Origin of the sequence: Amnibacterium soli (assembly GCF_039544415.1) — a bacterium.
Lineage (GTDB): Bacteria > Actinomycetota > Actinomycetes > Actinomycetales > Microbacteriaceae > Amnibacterium > Amnibacterium soli.
This window is the reverse complement of record NZ_BAABLP010000006.1, coordinates 278,915-297,688: the sequence shown is the minus strand read 5'-3', so window position 1 is coordinate 297,688 and position 18,774 is coordinate 278,915. Positions and strand designations below refer to the sequence as shown.

The 18,774-nt window shown below is 73.5% G+C and carries 17 protein-coding genes; 13 read left to right on the top strand and 4 right to left on the bottom strand.

Going from position 1 to position 18,774, the window contains the following annotated elements:
• The first annotated feature begins 37 nt into the window (after positions 1-37).
• Genes ABEA53_RS14535 through ABEA53_RS14525 form a run of 3 tightly spaced genes read left to right on the top strand, consistent with a single transcriptional unit; the run spans position 38 to position 3,013 of the window.
• The gene (locus ABEA53_RS14535; RefSeq protein WP_345482000.1) at positions 38-733 is read left to right on the top strand and encodes a response regulator transcription factor; all 696 of its coding nucleotides are present in this window, start codon (positions 38-40) and stop codon (positions 731-733) included.
• Entirely contained in the window at positions 723-1,982 is a 1,260-nt protein-coding gene (locus ABEA53_RS14530) for a sensor histidine kinase (RefSeq protein WP_345481998.1), read from the top strand. Before ABEA53_RS14535 ends, ABEA53_RS14530 begins: the two co-directional genes overlap by 11 nt.
• Positions 1,979-3,013 (top strand): hypothetical protein, encoded by a 1,035-nt coding sequence (locus ABEA53_RS14525; RefSeq protein ID WP_345481997.1) that lies wholly within the window; start codon positions 1,979-1,981, stop codon positions 3,011-3,013. The genes ABEA53_RS14530 and ABEA53_RS14525 overlap by 4 nt, the downstream gene beginning before the upstream one ends.
• Positions 3,014-3,492: 479 nt before the next feature.
• Here ABEA53_RS14525 and ABEA53_RS14520 read toward each other — a convergent pair whose 3' ends face one another.
• Both ABEA53_RS14520 and ABEA53_RS14515 read right to left on the bottom strand, forming a co-directional pair.
• The gene (locus ABEA53_RS14520; protein WP_345481996.1) at positions 3,493-3,699 is read right to left on the bottom strand and encodes an acyl-CoA carboxylase subunit epsilon; all 207 of its coding nucleotides are present in this window, start codon (positions 3,697-3,699) and stop codon (positions 3,493-3,495) included.
• Positions 3,696-5,297: an acyl-CoA carboxylase subunit beta gene (locus ABEA53_RS14515; protein WP_345481995.1), complete on the bottom strand. Its 1,602-nt coding sequence runs from the start codon at positions 5,295-5,297 to the stop codon at positions 3,696-3,698. Before ABEA53_RS14515 ends, ABEA53_RS14520 begins: the two co-directional genes overlap by 4 nt.
• Before the next feature lie 70 nt (positions 5,298-5,367).
• On the opposite strand from ABEA53_RS14515, the gene ABEA53_RS14510 reads away from it, so the two are divergent.
• The gene (locus ABEA53_RS14510) at positions 5,368-6,138 is read left to right on the top strand and encodes a biotin--[acetyl-CoA-carboxylase] ligase (protein ID WP_345481994.1); all 771 of its coding nucleotides are present in this window, start codon (positions 5,368-5,370) and stop codon (positions 6,136-6,138) included.
• A gap of 33 nt (positions 6,139-6,171) precedes the next feature.
• On the top strand, positions 6,172-6,675 hold the full coding sequence (locus tag ABEA53_RS14505; protein ID WP_345481992.1) for a PH domain-containing protein: 504 nt from the start codon (positions 6,172-6,174) through the stop codon (positions 6,673-6,675).
• Between the two features lie 89 nt (positions 6,676-6,764).
• Here ABEA53_RS14505 and ABEA53_RS14500 read toward each other — a convergent pair whose 3' ends face one another.
• Positions 6,765-7,238, bottom strand: coding sequence for a GtrA family protein (locus ABEA53_RS14500; protein WP_345481991.1), 474 nt, complete (start codon positions 7,236-7,238; stop codon positions 6,765-6,767).
• A 183-nt stretch (positions 7,239-7,421) separates the two neighbouring features.
• On the opposite strand from ABEA53_RS14500, the gene ABEA53_RS14495 reads away from it, so the two are divergent.
• The 4 genes from ABEA53_RS14495 (at position 7,422) to ABEA53_RS14480 (ending at position 11,692) form a co-directional block, all read left to right on the top strand.
• Positions 7,422-8,489: a 5-(carboxyamino)imidazole ribonucleotide synthase gene (locus tag ABEA53_RS14495; RefSeq protein ID WP_425550636.1), complete on the top strand. Its 1,068-nt coding sequence runs from the start codon at positions 7,422-7,424 to the stop codon at positions 8,487-8,489.
• Between the two features lie 34 nt (positions 8,490-8,523).
• On the top strand, positions 8,524-9,042 hold the full coding sequence (gene purE / locus ABEA53_RS14490; protein WP_345481989.1) for a 5-(carboxyamino)imidazole ribonucleotide mutase: 519 nt from the start codon (positions 8,524-8,526) through the stop codon (positions 9,040-9,042).
• Positions 9,043-9,125: 83 nt separating this feature from the next.
• Complete coding sequence (locus ABEA53_RS14485) at positions 9,126-10,499, top strand: LCP family protein (protein WP_345481988.1); 1,374 nt, start codon at positions 9,126-9,128, stop codon at positions 10,497-10,499.
• 53 nt (positions 10,500-10,552) lie between these two features.
• Entirely contained in the window at positions 10,553-11,692 is a 1,140-nt protein-coding gene (locus ABEA53_RS14480) for a hypothetical protein (protein WP_345481987.1), read from the top strand.
• A 190-nt stretch (positions 11,693-11,882) separates the two neighbouring features.
• Here ABEA53_RS14480 and ABEA53_RS14475 read toward each other — a convergent pair whose 3' ends face one another.
• Entirely contained in the window at positions 11,883-13,976 is a 2,094-nt protein-coding gene (locus ABEA53_RS14475) for a DUF6541 family protein (protein ID WP_345481986.1), read from the bottom strand.
• A 260-nt stretch (positions 13,977-14,236) separates the two neighbouring features.
• Between ABEA53_RS14475 and ABEA53_RS14470 the strand changes: the two genes are divergently transcribed.
• The 4 genes from ABEA53_RS14470 (at position 14,237) to ABEA53_RS14455 (ending at position 18,688) form a co-directional block, all read left to right on the top strand.
• Positions 14,237-14,743: a hypothetical protein gene (locus tag ABEA53_RS14470; protein WP_345481985.1), complete on the top strand. Its 507-nt coding sequence runs from the start codon at positions 14,237-14,239 to the stop codon at positions 14,741-14,743.
• Positions 14,740-16,740, top strand: a complete 2,001-nt coding sequence (locus ABEA53_RS14465; RefSeq protein ID WP_345481983.1) for an LGFP repeat-containing protein — start codon at positions 14,740-14,742, stop codon at positions 16,738-16,740. Before ABEA53_RS14470 ends, ABEA53_RS14465 begins: the two co-directional genes overlap by 4 nt.
• Positions 16,741-16,865: 125 nt before the next feature.
• Positions 16,866-17,849, top strand: a complete 984-nt coding sequence (locus ABEA53_RS14460) for a glycosyltransferase (protein WP_345481982.1) — start codon at positions 16,866-16,868, stop codon at positions 17,847-17,849.
• Entirely contained in the window at positions 17,846-18,688 is an 843-nt protein-coding gene (locus ABEA53_RS14455) for a glycosyltransferase (protein WP_345481981.1), read from the top strand. The genes ABEA53_RS14460 and ABEA53_RS14455 overlap by 4 nt, the downstream gene beginning before the upstream one ends.
• Positions 18,689-18,774 lie beyond the last annotated feature (86 nt).

Sequence of the window (18,774 nt, the reverse complement as noted above, 5' to 3'; positions counted from 1 at the left end):
TACACTCGCGCCGTCCCCGTCCCGAAAGGAGCCCGTCATGACGATGACGCAGGCTGTCGACAGCGCCACCGACGTCGTTCGCGTGGCGGTGGTCGACGACCACGAGTCCGTGCGGCTCGGGCTGCTCGCCGCGTGCATGCGCGAGGGCTACCAGTTCGTCGACGAGGGCGCGAACGTCGCGGAGCTGATCGGGCGCCTCGGCGGACGCGAGGTCGACGTGATCGTGCTCGACCTGTCGCTGGGCGACGGCGTCTTGATCACCGACAACGTGAAGGCGTGCCAGGCGACGGGCGCGGGCGTGCTCATCCACTCGATCGCGGATCGCGCAGCGGGCGTCCGGGAGGCGCTGGCGGCGGGCGCCGCGGGCGTGATCCCGAAGTCCAGCGCGACCGCGGTCGTGATGGCCGCGATCCGCACCGTCGCCTCCGGCCAGGTCCTGAACAACCTGGAGTGGGCGACCGCGATCGACGCGGACGTCGAGTTCGCGAAGGCGCAGCTGGGCCGCCGCGAGCGCGACGTGCTGAACCTGTACGCGTCGGGTCTGCCGCTGCGGATGGTCGCGGAGCAGCTCGGCATTGCCCCGTCGACGGTGCGCGAGTACCTGGACCGGATCCGCGTGAAGTACGTCGAGGTCGGCCGGCCGGCCCCGACGAAGGTCGACCTGCTGCGTCGCGCGGTGGAGGACGGGATCCTGCCCGGCCTCGATCCCGACACCCCCGTCCATGACGACTGACAGCCGGGGCCGCGACATGGCGGCGCGCATGGGACTGGCGCCCATCGGCTCCCGTCGCATCGAGATGCTGCTCGCCGGGATGGTGAGCCTCTTCGGCCTGCTGTTCGCCGCCACGACGCTGCCGGCCCTCGTCGAGCACTGGGACCGGTTCCGCCCCGCGGTCGCCCTGATGCTCGCGGTCGCCGTCTACGGCGCGGTCGCCCTCGCGGCGCTCGCGGCGCTGCTGCACCAGTGGACCCGGCCCGTCTTCAGCGGCGTCGGCCTGGTCTACCTCGCCGCGCTGGCCTTCTGGCCGCTCGCGGTGCCGGGCCGCTACGCCGCGGACGTCTCGCCGTGGCTGTTCGCCCTCGCCGGCGTGCCCTGCGCGCTCGTCGTCGTCGCCGCCCGCTGGCAGCTCTCCGTCGGCTACGTGGTCGTCACCGCCGCCTCGGTGGGCGCCCTGCGCACCGAGCCCGCCGGGGGAGGGGCGTCCACCTCGGCCGCCGTGCTCGACGCCTCCTACATCGTCGAGGTCGGCCTGGCGCTGCTGCTCGTCGTCACCGCCGTCCGGCGTGCCGCCCGCGACGTCGACTCGGCGCAGGGCGCCGCGCTGACCCGCTACGCCGACGCCCAGATCGACGAGGCGACCGAGTCGGAGCGGGTCCGGACCGACGCCCTCGTGCACGACTCCGTGCTCACCACCTTCCTGTCGGCCGCCAGCGCGCAGACGCCGGAGTCGCAGGCCCTCGCCGCGCGCATGGCCGTGCACACCATGAAGGTGCTGTCGCGCGCGACGGTCGCGTCGCAGGTCGGCCCGAAGGTCCCGACCGCCGAGCTGCTGCACCGCATCCGGGAGGACGCGGGCGGCGTCGCCGACCGGTTCGAGTTCGCGACGAAGGACGTGCGCGACCACTTCGTGCCCGAGAACGTCGCGGACGCCATCACCTCCGCCGCCGTGCAGGCGATGACCAACAGCGTGAAGCACGCCGGTGGTCCGGAGGTGCCGCGCTCGGTACTCGTGGAGGGCACCGCCGACGGCGCTGTCTGCGTGCACGTGGAGGACCGCGGCCGCGGGTTCGACCCGTCGAAGGTCGCCTCGGAGCGGCTCGGCCTCCGCGTCTCGATCATCGAGCGGATGAGCCGCGTGAGCGGCGCCGTCGACCTGCGGACCGAGCTCGGGCAGGGCACGACGTTCGTGCTCTCCTGGCCCGCGTCCGCCACCACCGCGGCGCCCGCCGCCGTGGACGACGACGAGACGGTGCTCGCGTGATCCCGCTCCCTCGCCCGCTGCTCGTCCTGCTGGCCGTCGGCGTCGCCGCCTGCATGTTCACCAACGGCGTGCTCGCGCTGCCGTCGGCACCGCACCCGGACCGCACGGTGATCGCGCTCGCGCTGTTCGTCGTGTCGTTCCTGCTGACGATCACCGACCGCGGGCCGACGATGTCGATGCTCGTGTCGGGCTCGAACGCGGGGGTCTCCTTCGCGATGGCGCTGCTCTGCGCCGGCGCGGGGCCCGCGCCGGACTCGGCCGGCGACGTCCACTGGTACATCGGCGCGGCCGGATGCCTGCTCGTGCTCACCATGGTCCGCCGCCGTCCGGGGCACGCGTGGCTCGGCACGGCGCTCGTCGTCGGGCAGACCCTGGTCTGGGCGGGCTTCGACGGGGCCGTCGACATGGGCGCCGCCTCCTTCGCCCTCTGGGTCGCGGCCGCCTACTTCGGCGTCCGCTCCCTCTCCCACGCGATGCGCGACATCCACCAGTTCGCCCGCTCCGAGCGGGAGGCGGTGGAGTGGCAGGCCGCCCAGGACGCGCACCACTTCGAGCGCCAGGTGCGCCTGACGCAGACCAGCCGTGTGGCGCTGCCGATGCTGCGGCACATCGCCGAGGTGGACGGCGACATCGACGAGCAGGACCGGCACGAGTGCCGTGTGCTCGAGCAGACGATCCGCGACGAGATCCGCGGCCGCCGCCTCCTGAACGAGGCGCTGCGCGACCAGGTGATCGCCCACCGGCGACGCGGCGCGTTCGTGCAGGTCCTTGACGACGGCGGTCTCGACGACATCGAGCCGGCGCTCATGGAGCCGGTGCTGAACCGGGTCGCCGAGGCGATCAGCCGCCTGCGCTCGGACCGCATCATCATCCGCACGGCGCCGAAGGGGTCGGACAAGTCGGTGACGGTGGTCGCGATCACGATCGACGCCACCGCGGCCGCGCTGGGCCTGGAGGACGAGGGCGAGGAGGTCGACCTCTGGCTCGAGCTCCTGCGCCCCGAGGGCGCCCCCGTCCCGACCCCCGTCTGATCGCGCCCACACGGGCAGGCATCTGCGGGCCGAGGGCGGCCACCGGAGGGCCCGCGGAGCGGCGAGCGTGCGGGCTGCGGACGAGTGGAGCCCGCGGCAGCGCAGGCACTCGTGCGCGATGCGCGCACGGGATGAGCAGTTCACCGAGCTTCCGGCGACAGCGCGCAGAGCCGCAGGAGGCGACGGTGCAGTGAACGGAGAAGAGGGGCCGGCCTCCCCAGACCGGCCCCTGTGCACCCCCGAGTCGACGGGACGACCCGAAACGTCCCGTCTCCTGCCGGACGGTCGAGTTACCCGACTCGACGTGCGCCCGGAGTCACCACCTGGGTAGGTGGCGCTTGGTGATACCAGTCTCGATCACGCGCCGCCTGGGCGCAGTCGGTGAAAAGGAGGACTTTCGGGGTACAAATCCCGAACGACCGGTCCACGGGGTGCCGTCGCGGCCCCTGGACGGGGGTGGCGGACGGACCCGCCCCGGATCAGCGGTCCCGCCAGCCCCGGTTCGTCGGCCAGGGCTGCCGCAGCGGGCGGCGGGTGCGATCCCAGTTCGACCCCGCGGGGTCCGCGGGCAGGGCCAGCATCGACACGTCGCGCTCGAGCAGCAGGCCGCTGAAGAGGGCGGCGATCGCCGCCGTCTCCTCGTCCGTCGGGCTGCCGGCGACGACGCGGATCGGGTCGTCGGTCACAGCGGGATGTTCCCGTGCTTCTTGGGCGGCAGCGACGCCCGCTTGCCCCGCAGCGCGCGCAGCGCCTTGATGACGGTCACGCGGGTGCTGGCGGGCTCGATGACCCCGTCGAGCTCGCCGCGCTCCGCCGCGAGGAACGGGCTGGCGACGTTGTAGGTGTACTCGTTCGCGAGTCGGGTGCGGACCGCGTCGACGTCCTCGCCCGCCGCCTCCGCCTTCCGGATCTCGCCGCGGTACAGGATGTTGACCGCGCCCTGGCCGCCCATGACGGCGATCTCCGCGGTGGGCCACGCGTAGTTGAGGTCGGCGCCGAGCTGCTTCGAGCCCATGACGATGTAGGCGCCGCCGTAGGCCTTGCGGGTGATGATCGTGACGAGCGGCACGGTCGCCTCGGCGTAGGCGTACAGCAGCTTGGCGCCGCGCCGGATCACGCCGGTCCACTCCTGGTCGGTGCCGGGCAGGTAGCCGGGCACGTCGACGAGCGTGAGGATCGGGATCGAGAACGCGTCGCAGAACCGGACGAACCGGGAGGCCTTCTCGCCCGCGTCGATGTTCAGCGTGCCGGCCATCGCCGAGGGCTGATTCGCGACGATGCCGACCGAGCGGCCCTCGATGCGCCCGAAGCCGACCACGATGTTCGGCGAGAACAGCGGCTGGGTCTCGAGGAACTCGGCGTCGTCGACGATCGTCTCAATGACGTCGTGGACGTCGTACGGCTGGTTCGGGCTGTCCGGGATCAGCGTGTTCAGGCGCCGGTCGTCATCCGTGATCTCGAGCGCCGCGGTGGAGGCGTACACGGGCGCGTCGGCGAGGTTGTTGTCCGGCAGGTACCCGATCAGCGTGCGCGCGTAATCGAGCGCGTCGTCCTCGTCGGAGGCGAGGTAGTGCGCGACGCCGGACCGGGTGTTGTGGGTGAGCGCGCCGCCGAGCTCCTCCATGCCGACGTCCTCGCCGGTGACGGTCTTGATCACGTCGGGGCCGGTGACGAACATCTGGCTGGTCTTGTCGACCATGATCACGAAGTCGGTGAGCGCGGGGGAGTAGACGGCGCCACCGGCGGCCGGGCCCATCACGATCGAGATCTGCGGGATCACGCCGGAGGCGGCGGTGTTCTGCCGGAAGATCTCGCCGTACTTGCCGAGCGCGACGACGCCCTCCTGGATGCGCGCGCCGCCGGAGTCGAGGATGCCGATGATCGGCACGCCCGTCTTCAGCGCGTGCGCCATCACCTTCAGGATCTTCTCGCCGGCGACCTCGCCGAGGGAGCCGCCGAAGATGGTGAAGTCCTGGCTGTACACGGCGACCTGCCGGCCGTGGATCTCGCCGATGCCGGTGACGACGGCGTCGCCGTAGGGGCGCTTGGCGTCCATGCCGAACGCGGTGGTGCGGTGGCGCACGAACTCGTCGAGCTCCACGAACGTGCCGTGGTCGAGCAGCTGCTCGATGCGCTCGCGGGCGGTCTTCTTGCCCTTCGCGTGCTGCTTCTCGATCGCGGCCTGGCCGCTGGCGGTCACGGCCTCGTGGTAGCGCTCCTTGAGGTCCGCGAGGCGTTCGGCGGTGGTCACCTGCGGCACCGCAGGCCCGGAGGGATCGGTCACGGGGAGCGAGCCTAGCCGCGCGCCGAGCGGGCCTCGGAGGCGGCCCCGTCGCGCCCCGTAGCCTGCGGTCGTGGAACTGCCGCGCGCCGCCGCCCTCGTCGCCCGACTCGAGGTGCTCGACGAGATCGGGTCCACGAACACCGAGCTCGTGCGTCGCGTCACCGCGGATCCGGCCGCCTGGCCGGCGCCCGCCGTGCTCCTCACGGACCACCAGACCGCCGGTCGCGGGCGGCTCGGCCGCTCCTGGAGCGCCGCCGCCGGGGACTCGCTGGCGATCTCCGTGCTGCTGCGGCCGGACGTGCCGACGCAGCGGCTGGGCTGGCTCTCGCTCGCCGCGGGCGCGGCGATGACGGAGGCGCTGAACGGGCTGGGCGTCGCAGCCCGGGCGAAGTGGCCCAACGACGTGCTGATCGACGGCAGGAAGGTCTGCGGCGTGCTCGCCGAGGCGCTGCCGGACGGCGCCGGGGTCGTGATCGGCGCGGGTCTGAACCACGCGGCGGACCGGGCGGCGCTGCCGGTGCCGACCGCGACCTCCCTCGCGGCGGAGGGCGGGCCGACCGACCCCGACCTGCTCGTCGCCGCCTACCTCGAACGCCTCCTCGCCCGCGTCAACGACCTCGCGACCGTCGGCGGCGACCCGGACCGCAGCGGGCTGCGCGACGCGGTGCGCGCCGTGAGCGACACGATCGGCCGCCGCGTGCGCGTCCTGCGGGCCGACGAGGCGGTGACGGGCGAGGCGATCGACATCGACGTCGAGGGCCGGATCGTGGTCGACCGCGGACCGATCGGCGGCCTGCTGGCGTGCGCCACGGGCGATGTCGAGCACCTGCGGTATGAATAGGCCGTGTCGGTCGGGGTCGGAGGTGCTACGCGCGTGCGCACGGAGCGTCGGCCCACGTCGCTGCCGCCGTCCAGGGAGGCGCCGGAGCAGGTGATCGTGCGGCTCCGCCGCTCGGGTCGCCACCTCGTCTGGCCCGCGATCTTCTTCGTCGTGCTGTGCTTCGGCGTCGGCTTCTGGTGGAACCGGTTCCCCGCGCCGTGGCTCAACACCGCGCTGCCGATCGTGGCCGCCGGCCTGACCGTGCTGCTCTCGCTGCTGCCGCTGATCTTCTGGCTGAACCGCGTGACGATCATCACGAACCGGCGCCTCATCGTCACGCAGGGCTTCCTCGTGCGCGAGCGCACCGAGTTCCTGCTCGGCCGCGCCTCCGACGCGGTGCTGCGCCGCCGTCCCGTGCAGCTGCTCAGCGGCTCCGGCGACGTCATCGTCCACGCGGGCGCCGAGGGCACCATGGTGCTGCGCGACGTGCCCCGGGCGCGCCTGGTGCACCGCGCGATCACGGACCTCATCGACCGGGCGAACCCCTCCGGCGCCTGACGGCTCGGCCCGGTCCGACGGGCGCCCGGCGCCGGGAGCCGGTCGACCGCGAGGCGGCCGAGCCGCATCCTTCCGGCGAGCCGGGCGCGCTACTCCGCGTCGACCGTCTCGGGGACCCGGGCCGCCACGCGGTTGCGACGCGCGGGGTGGTAGACCCAGTGCCGGTAGAGCAGGAAGCGGATCGCGGAGCCGAGCACCAGCCCGACCACGTTCTTCGAGACGTTGTCGGCGAGCAGGGTGCGCAGGTCGAGCACGTAGTGCGAGAACGCCAGGCAGCCCAGGGCGACGAGCATGCCGAGCACGCTGACCGCGGCGAACTCGACGGCCTCCGCGGCGCCGCGGGTGCTGCGGTGCGGGCCGAAGGTCCAGTACCGGTTGCCGACCCAGTTCGCGGCGATCGCCACGATCGTCGAGATGATGCCGGCCTTCAGGGGGCTCGTGTGGAACGCGGGCGTGAGCCGCAGCAGCGTGAAGGACGCGGTGTCGACGACGAATCCCACGCCGCCCACCAGCGCGAACTTCGTCAGCTGCCGGGTGAGGGCGTGGTCCATGAGGGCGCGCATGTGCGGCTTCCGACTCCTCCCGACCGGTCGCCCGGCGAGCGGGCATCGCCGCAGAATAGGTCACGACACGAGGATCCGGTGGCGCGCCCGGCTGGGCGGACCGCACGAGGTCCTGCATCGAATCGCAACGGAGGGGAGCGTGCTGTGCGCGTCGGGGTGATCGGGGGCGGGCAGCTCGCCCGCATGATGGTGCCTGCTGCGATCGAGCTCGGGATCGAGATCGCCGTGCTGGGGGAGTCGCAGGACTCGTCCGCCCGCATCGCGGTGACCGCGATCGGCGACCACCGCGACCCCGAGGTCGTGCTCGCCTTCGCGCGCGACGTCGACGTCATCACCTTCGACCACGAGCACGTGCCGCAGCCGGTGCTGCGCGCCCTCGTCGACGCGGGCGTCGCGGTGCGGCCCGGCCCGGAGGCGCTGCTGCACGCGCAGGACAAGCTCGTGCTGCGCGAGCGGCTGCAGCAGCTCGGCGTGCCGCAGCCCGAGTGGGCCCGCGTGGCCGACGCGGACGAGCTGGCCGCGTTCCTCGAGCGCGTCGGCGGCCGCGCGGTCGTGAAGACGCCGCGCGGCGGGTACGACGGGCACGGCGTCCGCGTCGTCTCCTCGGCCCGCGAGGCGGACGACTGGCTCGCCGACGGCCCGCTGCTCGCGGAGGAGCTCGTCGCGTTCCGCCGTGAGCTCGCGCAGCTCGTCGCGCGCCGCCCCTCCGGCGACGTGGCCGTGTGGCCGCTCGTCGAGACCGTGCAGGGCGGGGGCGTGTGCCGGGAGGTGTTCGCGCCGGCTCCGCGCGCGACGGCCCGGACCGAGCGCGTGTCGCGGGAGATCGCGCACTCGCTGGCGCAGGCCCTCGGCGTCACCGGCGTGCTCGCGGTCGAGCTGTTCGAGACGGCCGACGACCGCGTGCTCGTGAACGAGCTGGCGATGCGGCCCCACAACTCCGGGCACTGGACCATCGACGGCGCGGTGACCAGTCAGTTCGAGCAGCACCTGCGCGCGGTGCTCGACCTGCCGCTCGGCAGCACCGACGCGATCGCGCCCTGGAGTGCGATGGTGAACGTGCTCGGCGGCCCCGCCGACGGCGACCTCGACCGCCCCATGCCCCTGCTGATGGCGGACCAGCCGGCGGCGAAGGTCCACCTGTACGGCAAGGCGCCGCGGCCCGGGCGGAAGATCGGGCACGTCACGGCCACGGGCGCGGACCTGGACGAGGCCGTGTTCCAGGCGCGCGCGGCGGCCGCCTTCTTCGCCTGAGGCGGCCCCGGCGCTCGCGCGCCCCGTCGATACGATGTGCCGCGTGAGCAGCACGGGCAACCCGATCGTCGGCATCGCGATGGGCAGCGACTCCGACTGGCCGACCATGCAGGCCGCCGCGGAAATACTGGACCGGTTCGACGTGGCCCACGAGGCCCGGGTCCTGTCCGCGCACCGGACGCCTCGCGCGATGCTCGACTGGGGGCAGGCGGCCGCCGGCCGCGGGATCCAGGTCGTGATCGCCGGCGCCGGTGGCGCGGCGCACCTGCCGGGGATGCTCGCCGCCGCGACGACCCTCCCGGTCATCGGCGTGCCCGTGGTGCTGAAGACGCTCGACGGGCTCGACTCCCTGCTCTCCATCGTGCAGATGCCGACCGGCGTGCCCGTCGCCACGGTGGCGATCGGCAACGCGGCCAACGCCGCGCTGCTCGCGGTCCGCATCCTCGCGACGGGCGACCCGCGCTTGGCGGCGGCGCTGGCGGAGTACGCCGCGGACCTGGAGCGGCAGGTCGCCGTGAAGGACGCCGCACTGCAGGAGCGCATCACCCGCTGACGTCCTGCATCTTTCCGGAGTTCTGGGCGGCGGAACCGCGCCAGAACTCCGGAAAGACGCAAGAGCGCGCTTACCCTGCCCTGGTGCGGGTGCGGGAGCTGTCGAGGCCGTCCGAAGGTGGTGCGCCCCTCCGCGACCCGGATCCCGCCGACCGGCGCCTGATGACGAAGCGGGCGGCCTGGCTCGCCGGACTGCACGTCCTGATCCCCGGCAGCGCGCAGGCGCTCGCCGGCAGCCGCCGGCTCGGACGCTTCGCCCTCGGCCTCTGGCTGCTCGGCTGGGCCGCGCTGCTCGTCGCGCTGGTGCTCTGGTTCCTCCTGCCCCAGGTGCTGCTGACCCTGCCGACCAACGCGCTGGGGCTCACGGTCGTGCAGCTGCTGCTCGCCGCCTGGGCGATCGGCTGGCTGCTGCTCACGCTCGACACCCTCCGCCTGCTCCGGCTCGCCCGCCTCGCCCCCACCGGTCGCGGCGTGCTCGCGGGGGCGCTCGCGCTCGCGCTCGTCGTGGGCGTCGGCGGCGCCGGCTGGGGCGCCTGGGCGGCCGGGGTCGCCCGCTCGACCGTCGGCCACGTGTTCGCCAGCGGCCGGTACGCGGCCCCGGCGGACGGCCGCTACAACATCATGCTGCTCGGGGGTGACGCGGGTCCCGGCCGCTCCGGCCTGCGGCCCGACAGCATCTCGGTGGTCAGCCTGAACGCGCTGACCGGCGACATGGTCACCTTCGGCCTGCCCCGCGACACGAACCGCATCCCGTTCGCGGACGGGTCGCCGATGAAGAAGCTGTACCCGGACGGCTACGGCACGGGCGGCCGCTGCAACGTCGACGTCTGCCAGCTCAACTCGGTCTACACCGAGGCGCAGCTGAAGGAGCAGAAGCTCTACCCGGACGCCGTGAAGGACCACTCGAGCGCCGGCATCGAGGCGACGCGGGAGGCGGTCGAGGGCGCGCTCGGCATCCCGATCCAGTACTACGTGCTCATCGACATGGAGTCGTTCGACGACCTGATCGACGCGATGGGCGGCGTCACCGTGACGGTGCCCGACCGCCTCCCGGTCGGCGGCCACATCGTGAACGGGAAGCTGACCGGGGTGAAGGTCTGGATCGAGAAGGGCCGCCGCCACCTCGACGGCAACAAGGCCCTGTGGTTCGCCCGGTCGCGGTACGGCACCGCCGGCGGCGACTACGACCGGATGGCCCGCCAGCGCCAGCTGGAGGAGGCGATGCTGCACCAGATGAACCCGCTGACGCTGCTCACCCGGTTCGACAGGATCGCCAAGGCGGGATCGAACGCCGTCGCCACCGACCTGCCGCAGGGCCTGCTCGGCACGATCGGCGGCGCCGCGGTGAAGGCGCGCACGCAGAAGGCGGACAACATCGAGTTCGTGAAGCCGGACTACGACCCGGCGCAGCCGGACTGGACCCGCATCCACCGGGTCGTGCAGGAGGCGCTGCGCTGACATCGCCGCGGGCGCTGCGCCCCGAACGGGGTGGCCGCGGCTAGCCTGCGGACGTGAGTCTCGTCACCCGGGCACGTGCCGTCGCCCTGCCGGCGGCGCCTCGGCGGCCCTCCGGCCCGATGGACGTGGTCTTCATCGCCGCCGTGTCCGTGCTGCTCGCGGTGCACCTCACGATCTTCCTGGCCGTGCTGACCCTGGCCCCCGTCACGGCCTCGGAGGCGCGGAGCCTCGCCCTCGTGCAGCTGCCGGTCGAGGTCGCGCGGATCCTGGTGCTGCCCTTCCACGGCCTGCTCCTCGCCTCGCTGTTCGTGCTCGGGCGACGGGCGGCGGGCCGCTGGGCCGGCTTCGGCGCGATGCTCGCCGTGCTCGCGCTCGACCTGCGCGCCGACCCGCTCGACCCGGTCTACGGCCCGCCCACCGCCGAGGGCGGCTGGATCGCCGCCGCCCTGCTCGCGGCCGGATTCGCCGTGCTGAGCCGCAGACCGCTGCTCGCCGCGGTGCTCGCCGGCTTCGCGAGCGGGTTCTTCGCGGTCGCCGCCCTGGCGCTGCCCGGCTTCCTGATCGCCCTCGCCCTGACGCCGCGGCCCGCGGGGGAGCCCGCCATGCGCCTTCGCGCGCTCGCCGCCTTCGCGGGTGCCTGGGCCGCGCCCGCCGCGCTGATGCAGCTGCTCTGGTCCGCGCGCCTCGGCCCCGCCGGCTGGGCCGAACGCGCGAGCGAGTTCACCGCCGAGTTCCAGCCGCACCCGGTCCTCCCGTGGCTCGAGCAGATGCGGGTCCTCTTCGCGGCCTGGCACTTCGACGCGCTGCTGACCGTGACCCTCGCGTCCTTCCTCTTCCTCGCCGCCGGCACCGGCGTCGTCCGCTACTTCGTCGTGCCCCGCGAGGGCGAGCACGGCCCCGCGCTGCTGCGGGTGCTGCAGCGGTTCCCCGCCGAACTCTGGGCGGCGGGGCTGCTCATCGTCTTCTGCTCCGCCTGGTGGGGGCTCTCCGGCTCCACGACGCTGGTCATGCCGAACCTGCCCGGCCTGGCCGCTGCCACCCCGCTCATCACCGCCATGGCCTACCGCGGCGCGAAATGGCTGCTGACGGTCAACCGGTTCTGGGCGCTGTGCGCCGTGCTCTACCTGACCGGGCTGATCCTGGCCCGGACCACCCAGCTCCTCTTCACGCTGGTCAGCGCCTTCAGATATTGATGGCTGCGCCGCCGCCGCTGCGGCGCAGCTGTGACGCTCCGCGGCTCGTGGACCGAGCCGCGGTACGCGTCGCGCACGGGCGGGCGAGCGAGCGGGGGCGGTCCCGTCGGCGCTGCGGGCCAGGAGTGCGGCACCACCGGTCTCAGCGCCGCTGCCCTGAGCAGATGGTTCCCGCCTCCTGCTGCGTCGGCTACCAGCAGGCGGTGAGGCGCCAGAGCTTCGTCGAGCCCGACGACGCCACCAGCTGCGCGCCGCCCGGCGTGGTCACCACCCGCCCGATGGAGGAGAAGCGGCTGACCGCCTTGCGGTCCCCCTTGAGCACGCCCTTCTCGGTGATGACCCACTTCACGTGCTGCCGCCGGACGGCCGGGCAGACGCGGCGATCGGTGCGCCAGTCGTCCAGGTGGCGCTCGATCACGCGGCCGTCGTAGTCCCAGTACCCGCCGAGGTGCGGGAACAGCACCCGACGGCCGCCGAGCGCCCAGGCCAGGGCCGAGCCGTTCCACGGGTTGCCGACGATGACCTCGCCCTTCGGCACGAAGTCGCCGACGTGCTCGAGCAGCGCCATCTCATCGGCGTCGAGCAGCGCGCCGTGCTTCTGCGTCGCCGGCAGCGCGAACACCTCGCCCATCGCCGAGCTGACGCCGCCGAGGGCGGGCCCGGTCCACGCGGTGCCCGCGACGATCGCGGTGACGACCGCGGTGGCCAGCACGACCGTGCGCAGGCGCGGCTCGCTGCGGCGGGCGGCCCGGTTGCGGAGCGTGCCGGCCAGCTCCGCGACGCCGGCGCACACGGTCCACGCCGCCAGGGGCACGCCGATCGTGGGCAGGATCGCGACGATCCGGAACTTGTCCTTGTCCCAGAGCCCCGTCGCGATCTTCGCGAGGTCGCTGTCGCTGCCGGCCGCGAAGCCGTAGAGCAGCACGAGGCCGAGGTAGGTCACGACGACCCAGCGCAGGCCGGGCCGCAGCAGCGCGGCGAGCAGGCCCACGAAGGCGACGACGGCGAGCAGCACGGAGGGCGGCAGCGGGGCCTGGGAGGGGGAGACGAGCGAGGTGGCGAGCAGGCCCTGCAGCAGCGCCTGCGGGAACGTCTCGCGGGCGAGCGCCGGACCGCCGTTGAGGTGGTCCGAGATCGGGCGGGCGCCCACGTCGTAGTAGTGCAGCACGAAGACGACGGCGAGCAGCACGACGAGCACCGCGCCGGCGACCACGGCGAACCAGGACCTGCGCGCCCGGCGTCGTCCCCGCTCACCCGTCGCCGCGAGCGCGACCATGCGCGCGGCGAACCACGCGACGACGAGCGGGGCGCCGAGCACGAGCAGCGCGACCGCGGACCGCGGGTGCGCGAACGCGGCCGCGGCAGCCCATCCGAGCAGCAGCAGGCCGGTGCGCCAGCGCGCGGGCGCCGCCTCCGGTCGCCAGTGCGCGGTGGCGGGGAAGGGTAGCGCGGCCGCGATCAGCCCGAGGCCCGCGGGCAGGATCGTGTAGGCGAGGCCGTTGGGGTAGAGCGTGCCGAAGTCGAGCAGCAGGTACGGGAAGGCCACGAACGCCGAGGCGAGCACCGCCGCGACCGCGGCGACGAGCGTGCGCTGCATCGGCCGGGCGTCGTCGCGCCTCAGCCCCGCCTTGCCGAACAGCACCGCGGCCGCGAACGCGCTGCCGAGCGAGAAGACGGGACCGGCCGTGCCGATCCACGTGGCGTTCGCGGCGACGGCGATGTCGACGCCCGTCGTCTGCGCGCCCAGCGCGGTGAGGCTGTGCCAGACCGCCGGGTAGAACGCGAGCTGCTTGCCCGGATGCGTCAGGCGGTACAGGTGGAGGCTGGAGGCGTCGCCCGTCTCGAGGATGGACGCCGCGGCGTTCAGGTGGAAGACGGTGTCGTAGGTCTGCGTGATCCGGTCGGGGCCGGCGACGTGCGCGAAGGCCACGACGGTGATGGCGGCGGTCGCGACGGCCGCGCCGACGAGCACCGGCAGCCAGCCGACCGGACGCCACGAGTCCCACGCCTCAGGAGCGGCGCCGGCTGCACGCAGCGCCGCGCGCACGGCGACCGCCAGCACGACGAGCACGAGGGTGACGACGGCGATGGGCGGCCAGCCGAACGGCACCCCGACGGCGTTCGCGGCCACCCCGGTGATGCCGATGATCGCGTAGCCGAGCGGCCCGGCCAGCCCGAGGGCGACGACGCCCCGGAGGCGCGCGGCGACGGCGAGCGCGAGGCCCGGGAGCAGCACGGCCGCGAGGACGACGGCGACGGGCGGGGCCACCGCGCTCCAGGTCATGACGGAAGGACGCTAGTGGAGACGACCCCCGAACCGGGTGCACACCGCCGGTCGCGACCACCGCCGATCCAGCGTGCGCGCGCTCGCGGGCCGGGCGGCGTCCGGCACGTGAACGGGGCGGAACCATTGCACGGATCGACGGGGGCCACCAGGACTGGGGCTCAGGACACGCCGACGAGGCCCTCCGCAACCGCGCGCCGACTACGTAGCTTCGAGGTGTGGGGGAACACAGACCGAACCGAATCCTGCGCGCCGTCGGCGTGGCGACCTTGATCGTCGCCGCCGCGACCGTGCTCTCGTCCTGCTCGCAGTCCGGCGTCGTGCCCGGCGACGAGGGCACGTCGACCGCGAGCCCGGCTGCGTCGCCGGCGACGGTCGCGCCGACCCCGACGGAGACGGTCGCCTCCGACATCCCGGCCCCCGTCGTCACGCCCGTCGCCTCCAGCGCGCCGACCGCGAGCTCGGACGCCCGCACCGCCGTCGTGCCGTTCATCACCACCGCCGACTGGGACGCGTCGGCCGCGGCGCTCGACGTGTCCGCGATCGTGCCCGGCATCGTCGAGGGCGGCGGCACCTGCACGGTGACGCTCACGAACGGCTCCACGACCCGCACGGCGGAGAGCGGCGGCGTCGCCGCCGCCTCGTACACCGGCTGCGAGGCCGTCGCGGTGAAGGACCTCGCCGCGGGCACCTGGCAGGTCCAGGTCCGCTACTCCTCCGCGAAGGCCGTCGGCACGTCCAAGATCCGTTCGGCGCAGGCCGGATGAGCGCCACGAGGAGGACCCGCACCCGGATCCGCCGGGCGATCGCCGTCGTGGTCGGCGTCGGCCTGGTCGTCGCGGGCGTCGGCATCGCCGCCGTGAACGAGCAGTCGGCGAAGGCCGCGCAGGCCGCGTCCGTGCTCGACGGCTTCGACCCCGCGAACATCATCGATGACGCCGTCATGTTCAACGGCGCCACGATGACCGCGGCGCAGATCCAGTCCTTCCTGAACGCGAAGCAGCCGTCGTGCGCCTCGGGCGCCACCTGCCTCAAGTCGGTGCAGGTCGACATGCCGCGGATGACGGCGAACCTGATGTGCAAGGCGATGCCCGCGCAGGCGAGCGCGACCGCCGCCCAGGTCATCGCCGCCGTCGGCAAGGCGTGCAACGTGAGCCCGCAGGTCATCCTCGTCATGCTGCAGAAGGAGCAGACGCTCGTCACCGGGCGCATGCCGTACTCCGGCGAGTCCGTCTCGCTGATCTACCGCAAGGCGACCGGCCTCGGCTGCCCCGACACCGCCGCCTGCGACCCGAACAAGTACGGCCTGTTCAACCAGCTGTACGGCGTCGCCTACTGGCTCGTCCGCTACACGACGCCGCCCGGCACGACCGGTGCCGGCTGGACGAGCTACAGCTGGTTCCCCGTCGGCCGTCCGGCCGGGATCCTCTACAACCCGAACGCGACGTGCGGCGCGAAGACGGTCACCATCAAGAACAAGGCGACCGCGAGCCTGTACTACTACACGCCCTACGTGCCCAACACGTCGGCGCTGTCCGCCGGCTGGGGCATCGGCAACTCCTGCTCCGCGTACGGCAACCGCAACTTCTACCTGTACTTCACGACCTGGTTCGGCTCGACGCACTACGTCGTCACCGGCGCGATCAACACGTACTGGTCGAAGAACAAGAGCGCCTACGGCGATCCGGCGGGCAACGCCGTCAAGGTCTCCGCGAACGGCGGCGGCTCGTACCAGCGCTTCGCCAAGGGCACGATCTACACCTCCGACGCCGGCACCTTCGGCCTCACCGGCTCGACCGCCTCGAAGTACACGGCGACGGGCGGCCCGTCGGGCGCGCTCGGCTGGCCGAGGAAGGCGCTGATCGTCCGCAAGGGCGTGCAGGGCGGCACCGCGCAGTCGTTCCAGAAGGGGACGATCTACGTGTCCTCCGCCGGCACCGCCGCGGTCCTCGCCCCCGTCTACGCGAAGTACGGGTCGACGGGCTACGAGGGCGGCGCGCTCGGCTGGCCCACCGCCGACGCGGTGAAGAGCTCCGCCTCGGGCGGCGCGACCTGGCAGTCGTTCCAGGGCGGCAGGATCGTGGTCGCGGGCTCGAAGAGCACCGTGCTCACGGGCAGCGTGCTGTCCATGTGGATCGCGCGCAAGGCGGAGCGGGGCACGCTCGGCTGGCCCGTGACCGACGCGTCGACGATCACCGCGCACGGCAGGAAGGGCGTCGTCCAGACGTTCCAGAGCGGCACCATCACCGTGCAGGGCAAGGTCCGCACGGTGACGGGCGCGACGGGCTCGAACTACGTCTTCCACGGCGGGCCGACCGGGACGCTCGGGTGGCCGACCGGCTCGTCGCTGCACGCGAGCGCGAACGGCGGCGGCTGGTACCAGCACTTCCAGGGCGGCGACGTCTTCTGGAACGCGAAGACGGGCTCCCACGCGCTCTACACCGGCTCGATGCTGAAGCTCTTCGACGCTCGAGGCGGCGCCTCCGGCACGCTCGGATGGCTGCGATCGAGCGGCAAGGACAAGGGCGGCATCGGCGGCGCGGTCGCGGTGTTCCAGAACGGCCGGATCTACTCCTCGAAGGCCGGCACGAAGGCGGTGCTCGGGGACATCCTCGCCCGCTACCTCGCGAAGGGCGGCACGAAGAGCGTGCTCGGCTGGCCGACCTCGAACGCCTACGGCAAGGGCGGCGCCACCGTGCAGGACTTCCAGCACGGGAGGATCACCTGGACGAAGGCCGGCGGCGCGAAGGCGACCCGGTCGTGACCGTGGAGACGGTCCGTGGGGACTCGCCCGGCGTGATACCGGCGAGCCCGGGGGTTCCAGGGCATGGTTACACTCGTGCAGCCGTCCCCCACGGTGATGCAGGACCCGGATGCGAGGGCCAGGTGATGACCCCCACTGAGAGCGACGAGCCGCGCGCGGCCGTCCCCTCCGTCGTCGCCGTCGTCGTCGCCTACAACCGGCGCGAGCTGCTGCTGGAGGCGCTGGCCGCGCTGCGCGCCCAGACCGCGCCCCTCACGGCCGTCGTCGTGGTCGACAACCACTCCGACGACGACTCCGCCGAGGTCGCCAGCGAGTTCTGGCCCGAGGTCGAGCTGATCCGCCTCACCCGCAACACCGGGGGAGCGGGCGGCTTCGCGACCGGCATGGCGGTCGCCATCGCCCGCCACGAGCCGGACTGGATCTGGGTCATGGACGACGACACGATCCCCACGGACACCGCGCTCGCCGAGCTGCTCGGTGCGGTCGACCGGCCCGACGTGGTGCTCGCGGGCAGCCGCGTCGTCTGGACCGACGGCTCCGACCACCCGATGAACACGCCGCGCGCGAATCCCTTCGCCCGCAAGGAGGAGCTGCGGGAGGCCGCGGAGCGCGGCGTCACGCCCGTCCGCTCCCTCTCCTTCGTCTCGATGCTCGTCTCCGCGGACCGCGTGAAGGCCGCCGGCCTGCCGATCGCGGACTACTTCATCTGGAACGACGACTTCGAGTTCTCCACCCGCATGCTCCGCGGCGGCCACGGCCTGTACGTGCCGGCCAGCGTCGTCGTGCACAAGACGAAGGCCCGGGCGAACACGGATGCCGATCCCGGCCCCCGGTTCTTCTTCGAGGTCCGCAACAAGATCTGGCTGATGGTCTTCAGCCACGGGCTCAACCCGTTCGAGAAGACCGTCTACATGGGCTCCACGCTGCTGCGCTGGTTCCGCACGTTCCGCGCCTCCCGGCAGCGCCGGTTCCTCCTCACGCAGCTGCGCCGCGGGCTCGTCGCCGGCTTCGGCAGCCGCCCGCGGCTGAACGCGGACGTCCTCTGCGACCTCGGCCCCGTCACGGAGGCGGTCGTGAAGGTGGAGGCACCCGCCCGGCGGGCGGCGTGACCTCGGCCTTCTCCCTCCTGCTGCCCGTCTACGCGAGGGACGATCCCGCGCAGCTCGAGCGCGCGTTCCGCTCCGCCGTCGACGAGCAGACGCTGCGCCCGACGGAGGCGCTGATCGTGCGCGACGGCCCGGTGGGCGCGGCGCTGCAGGCGGTCCTCGACGAGCTGGTCGCGTCCTCGCCGGTGCCCGCCCGGGTGCTGGCCCTGCCCGAGAACGTCGGACTCGCGGACGCGTTGACGGCCGGCCTCGCGGCCTGCGCCCACGACGTCGTCGCGCGCATGGACGCCGACGACGTCGCGCTGCCCGAGCGGTTCGCCAAGCAGCTCGCCCTGCTCGACACGGGCTACGACCTCGTCGGGGCCGGGCTGTACGAGTTCGTCGACGACGAGTCGGTCACCATCGGCGTGCGCACCCCGCCGACGGGCGTCGAGCACATCAAGCGCTACGCGCGCTTCCACGACCCCTTCAACCACCCGACCGTCGTCTACCGGCGGGCGGCCGTGCAGGCCGCCGGTGGCTACGTCCCGGTCGGGCTCATGGAGGACTACTGGCTCTTCGCCCGGATGCTCGCGAGCGGGGCCCGGGCCGAGAACATCCCCGAGCCGCTCGTGAAGTACCGCGTCGGTGCCGGCGCCTACCGCCGCCGCGGCGGGGTCGCGCAGCTGCGGGCGGAGCTGCGCCTGCAGCGCATGATGCGCAGGGCCGGCATCACCAGCACGGGCGAGATGCTGCGCAACGTCGTCGTGCGCGGCGGCTACCGCCTCGTCCCGGAGGGGCTGCGCAAGGTCGCCTACCGGACCCTGCTGCAGCGCGGCTTCAAGCGCGGCGCCTCCTCCTGACCGCGCCGATCCGGAGAACCTCCGCGGATCCGGACCCAGCGCTCGACACGCCGTGCGGTGTGCGCTGCGCCCGGGGTGTCGTGCCG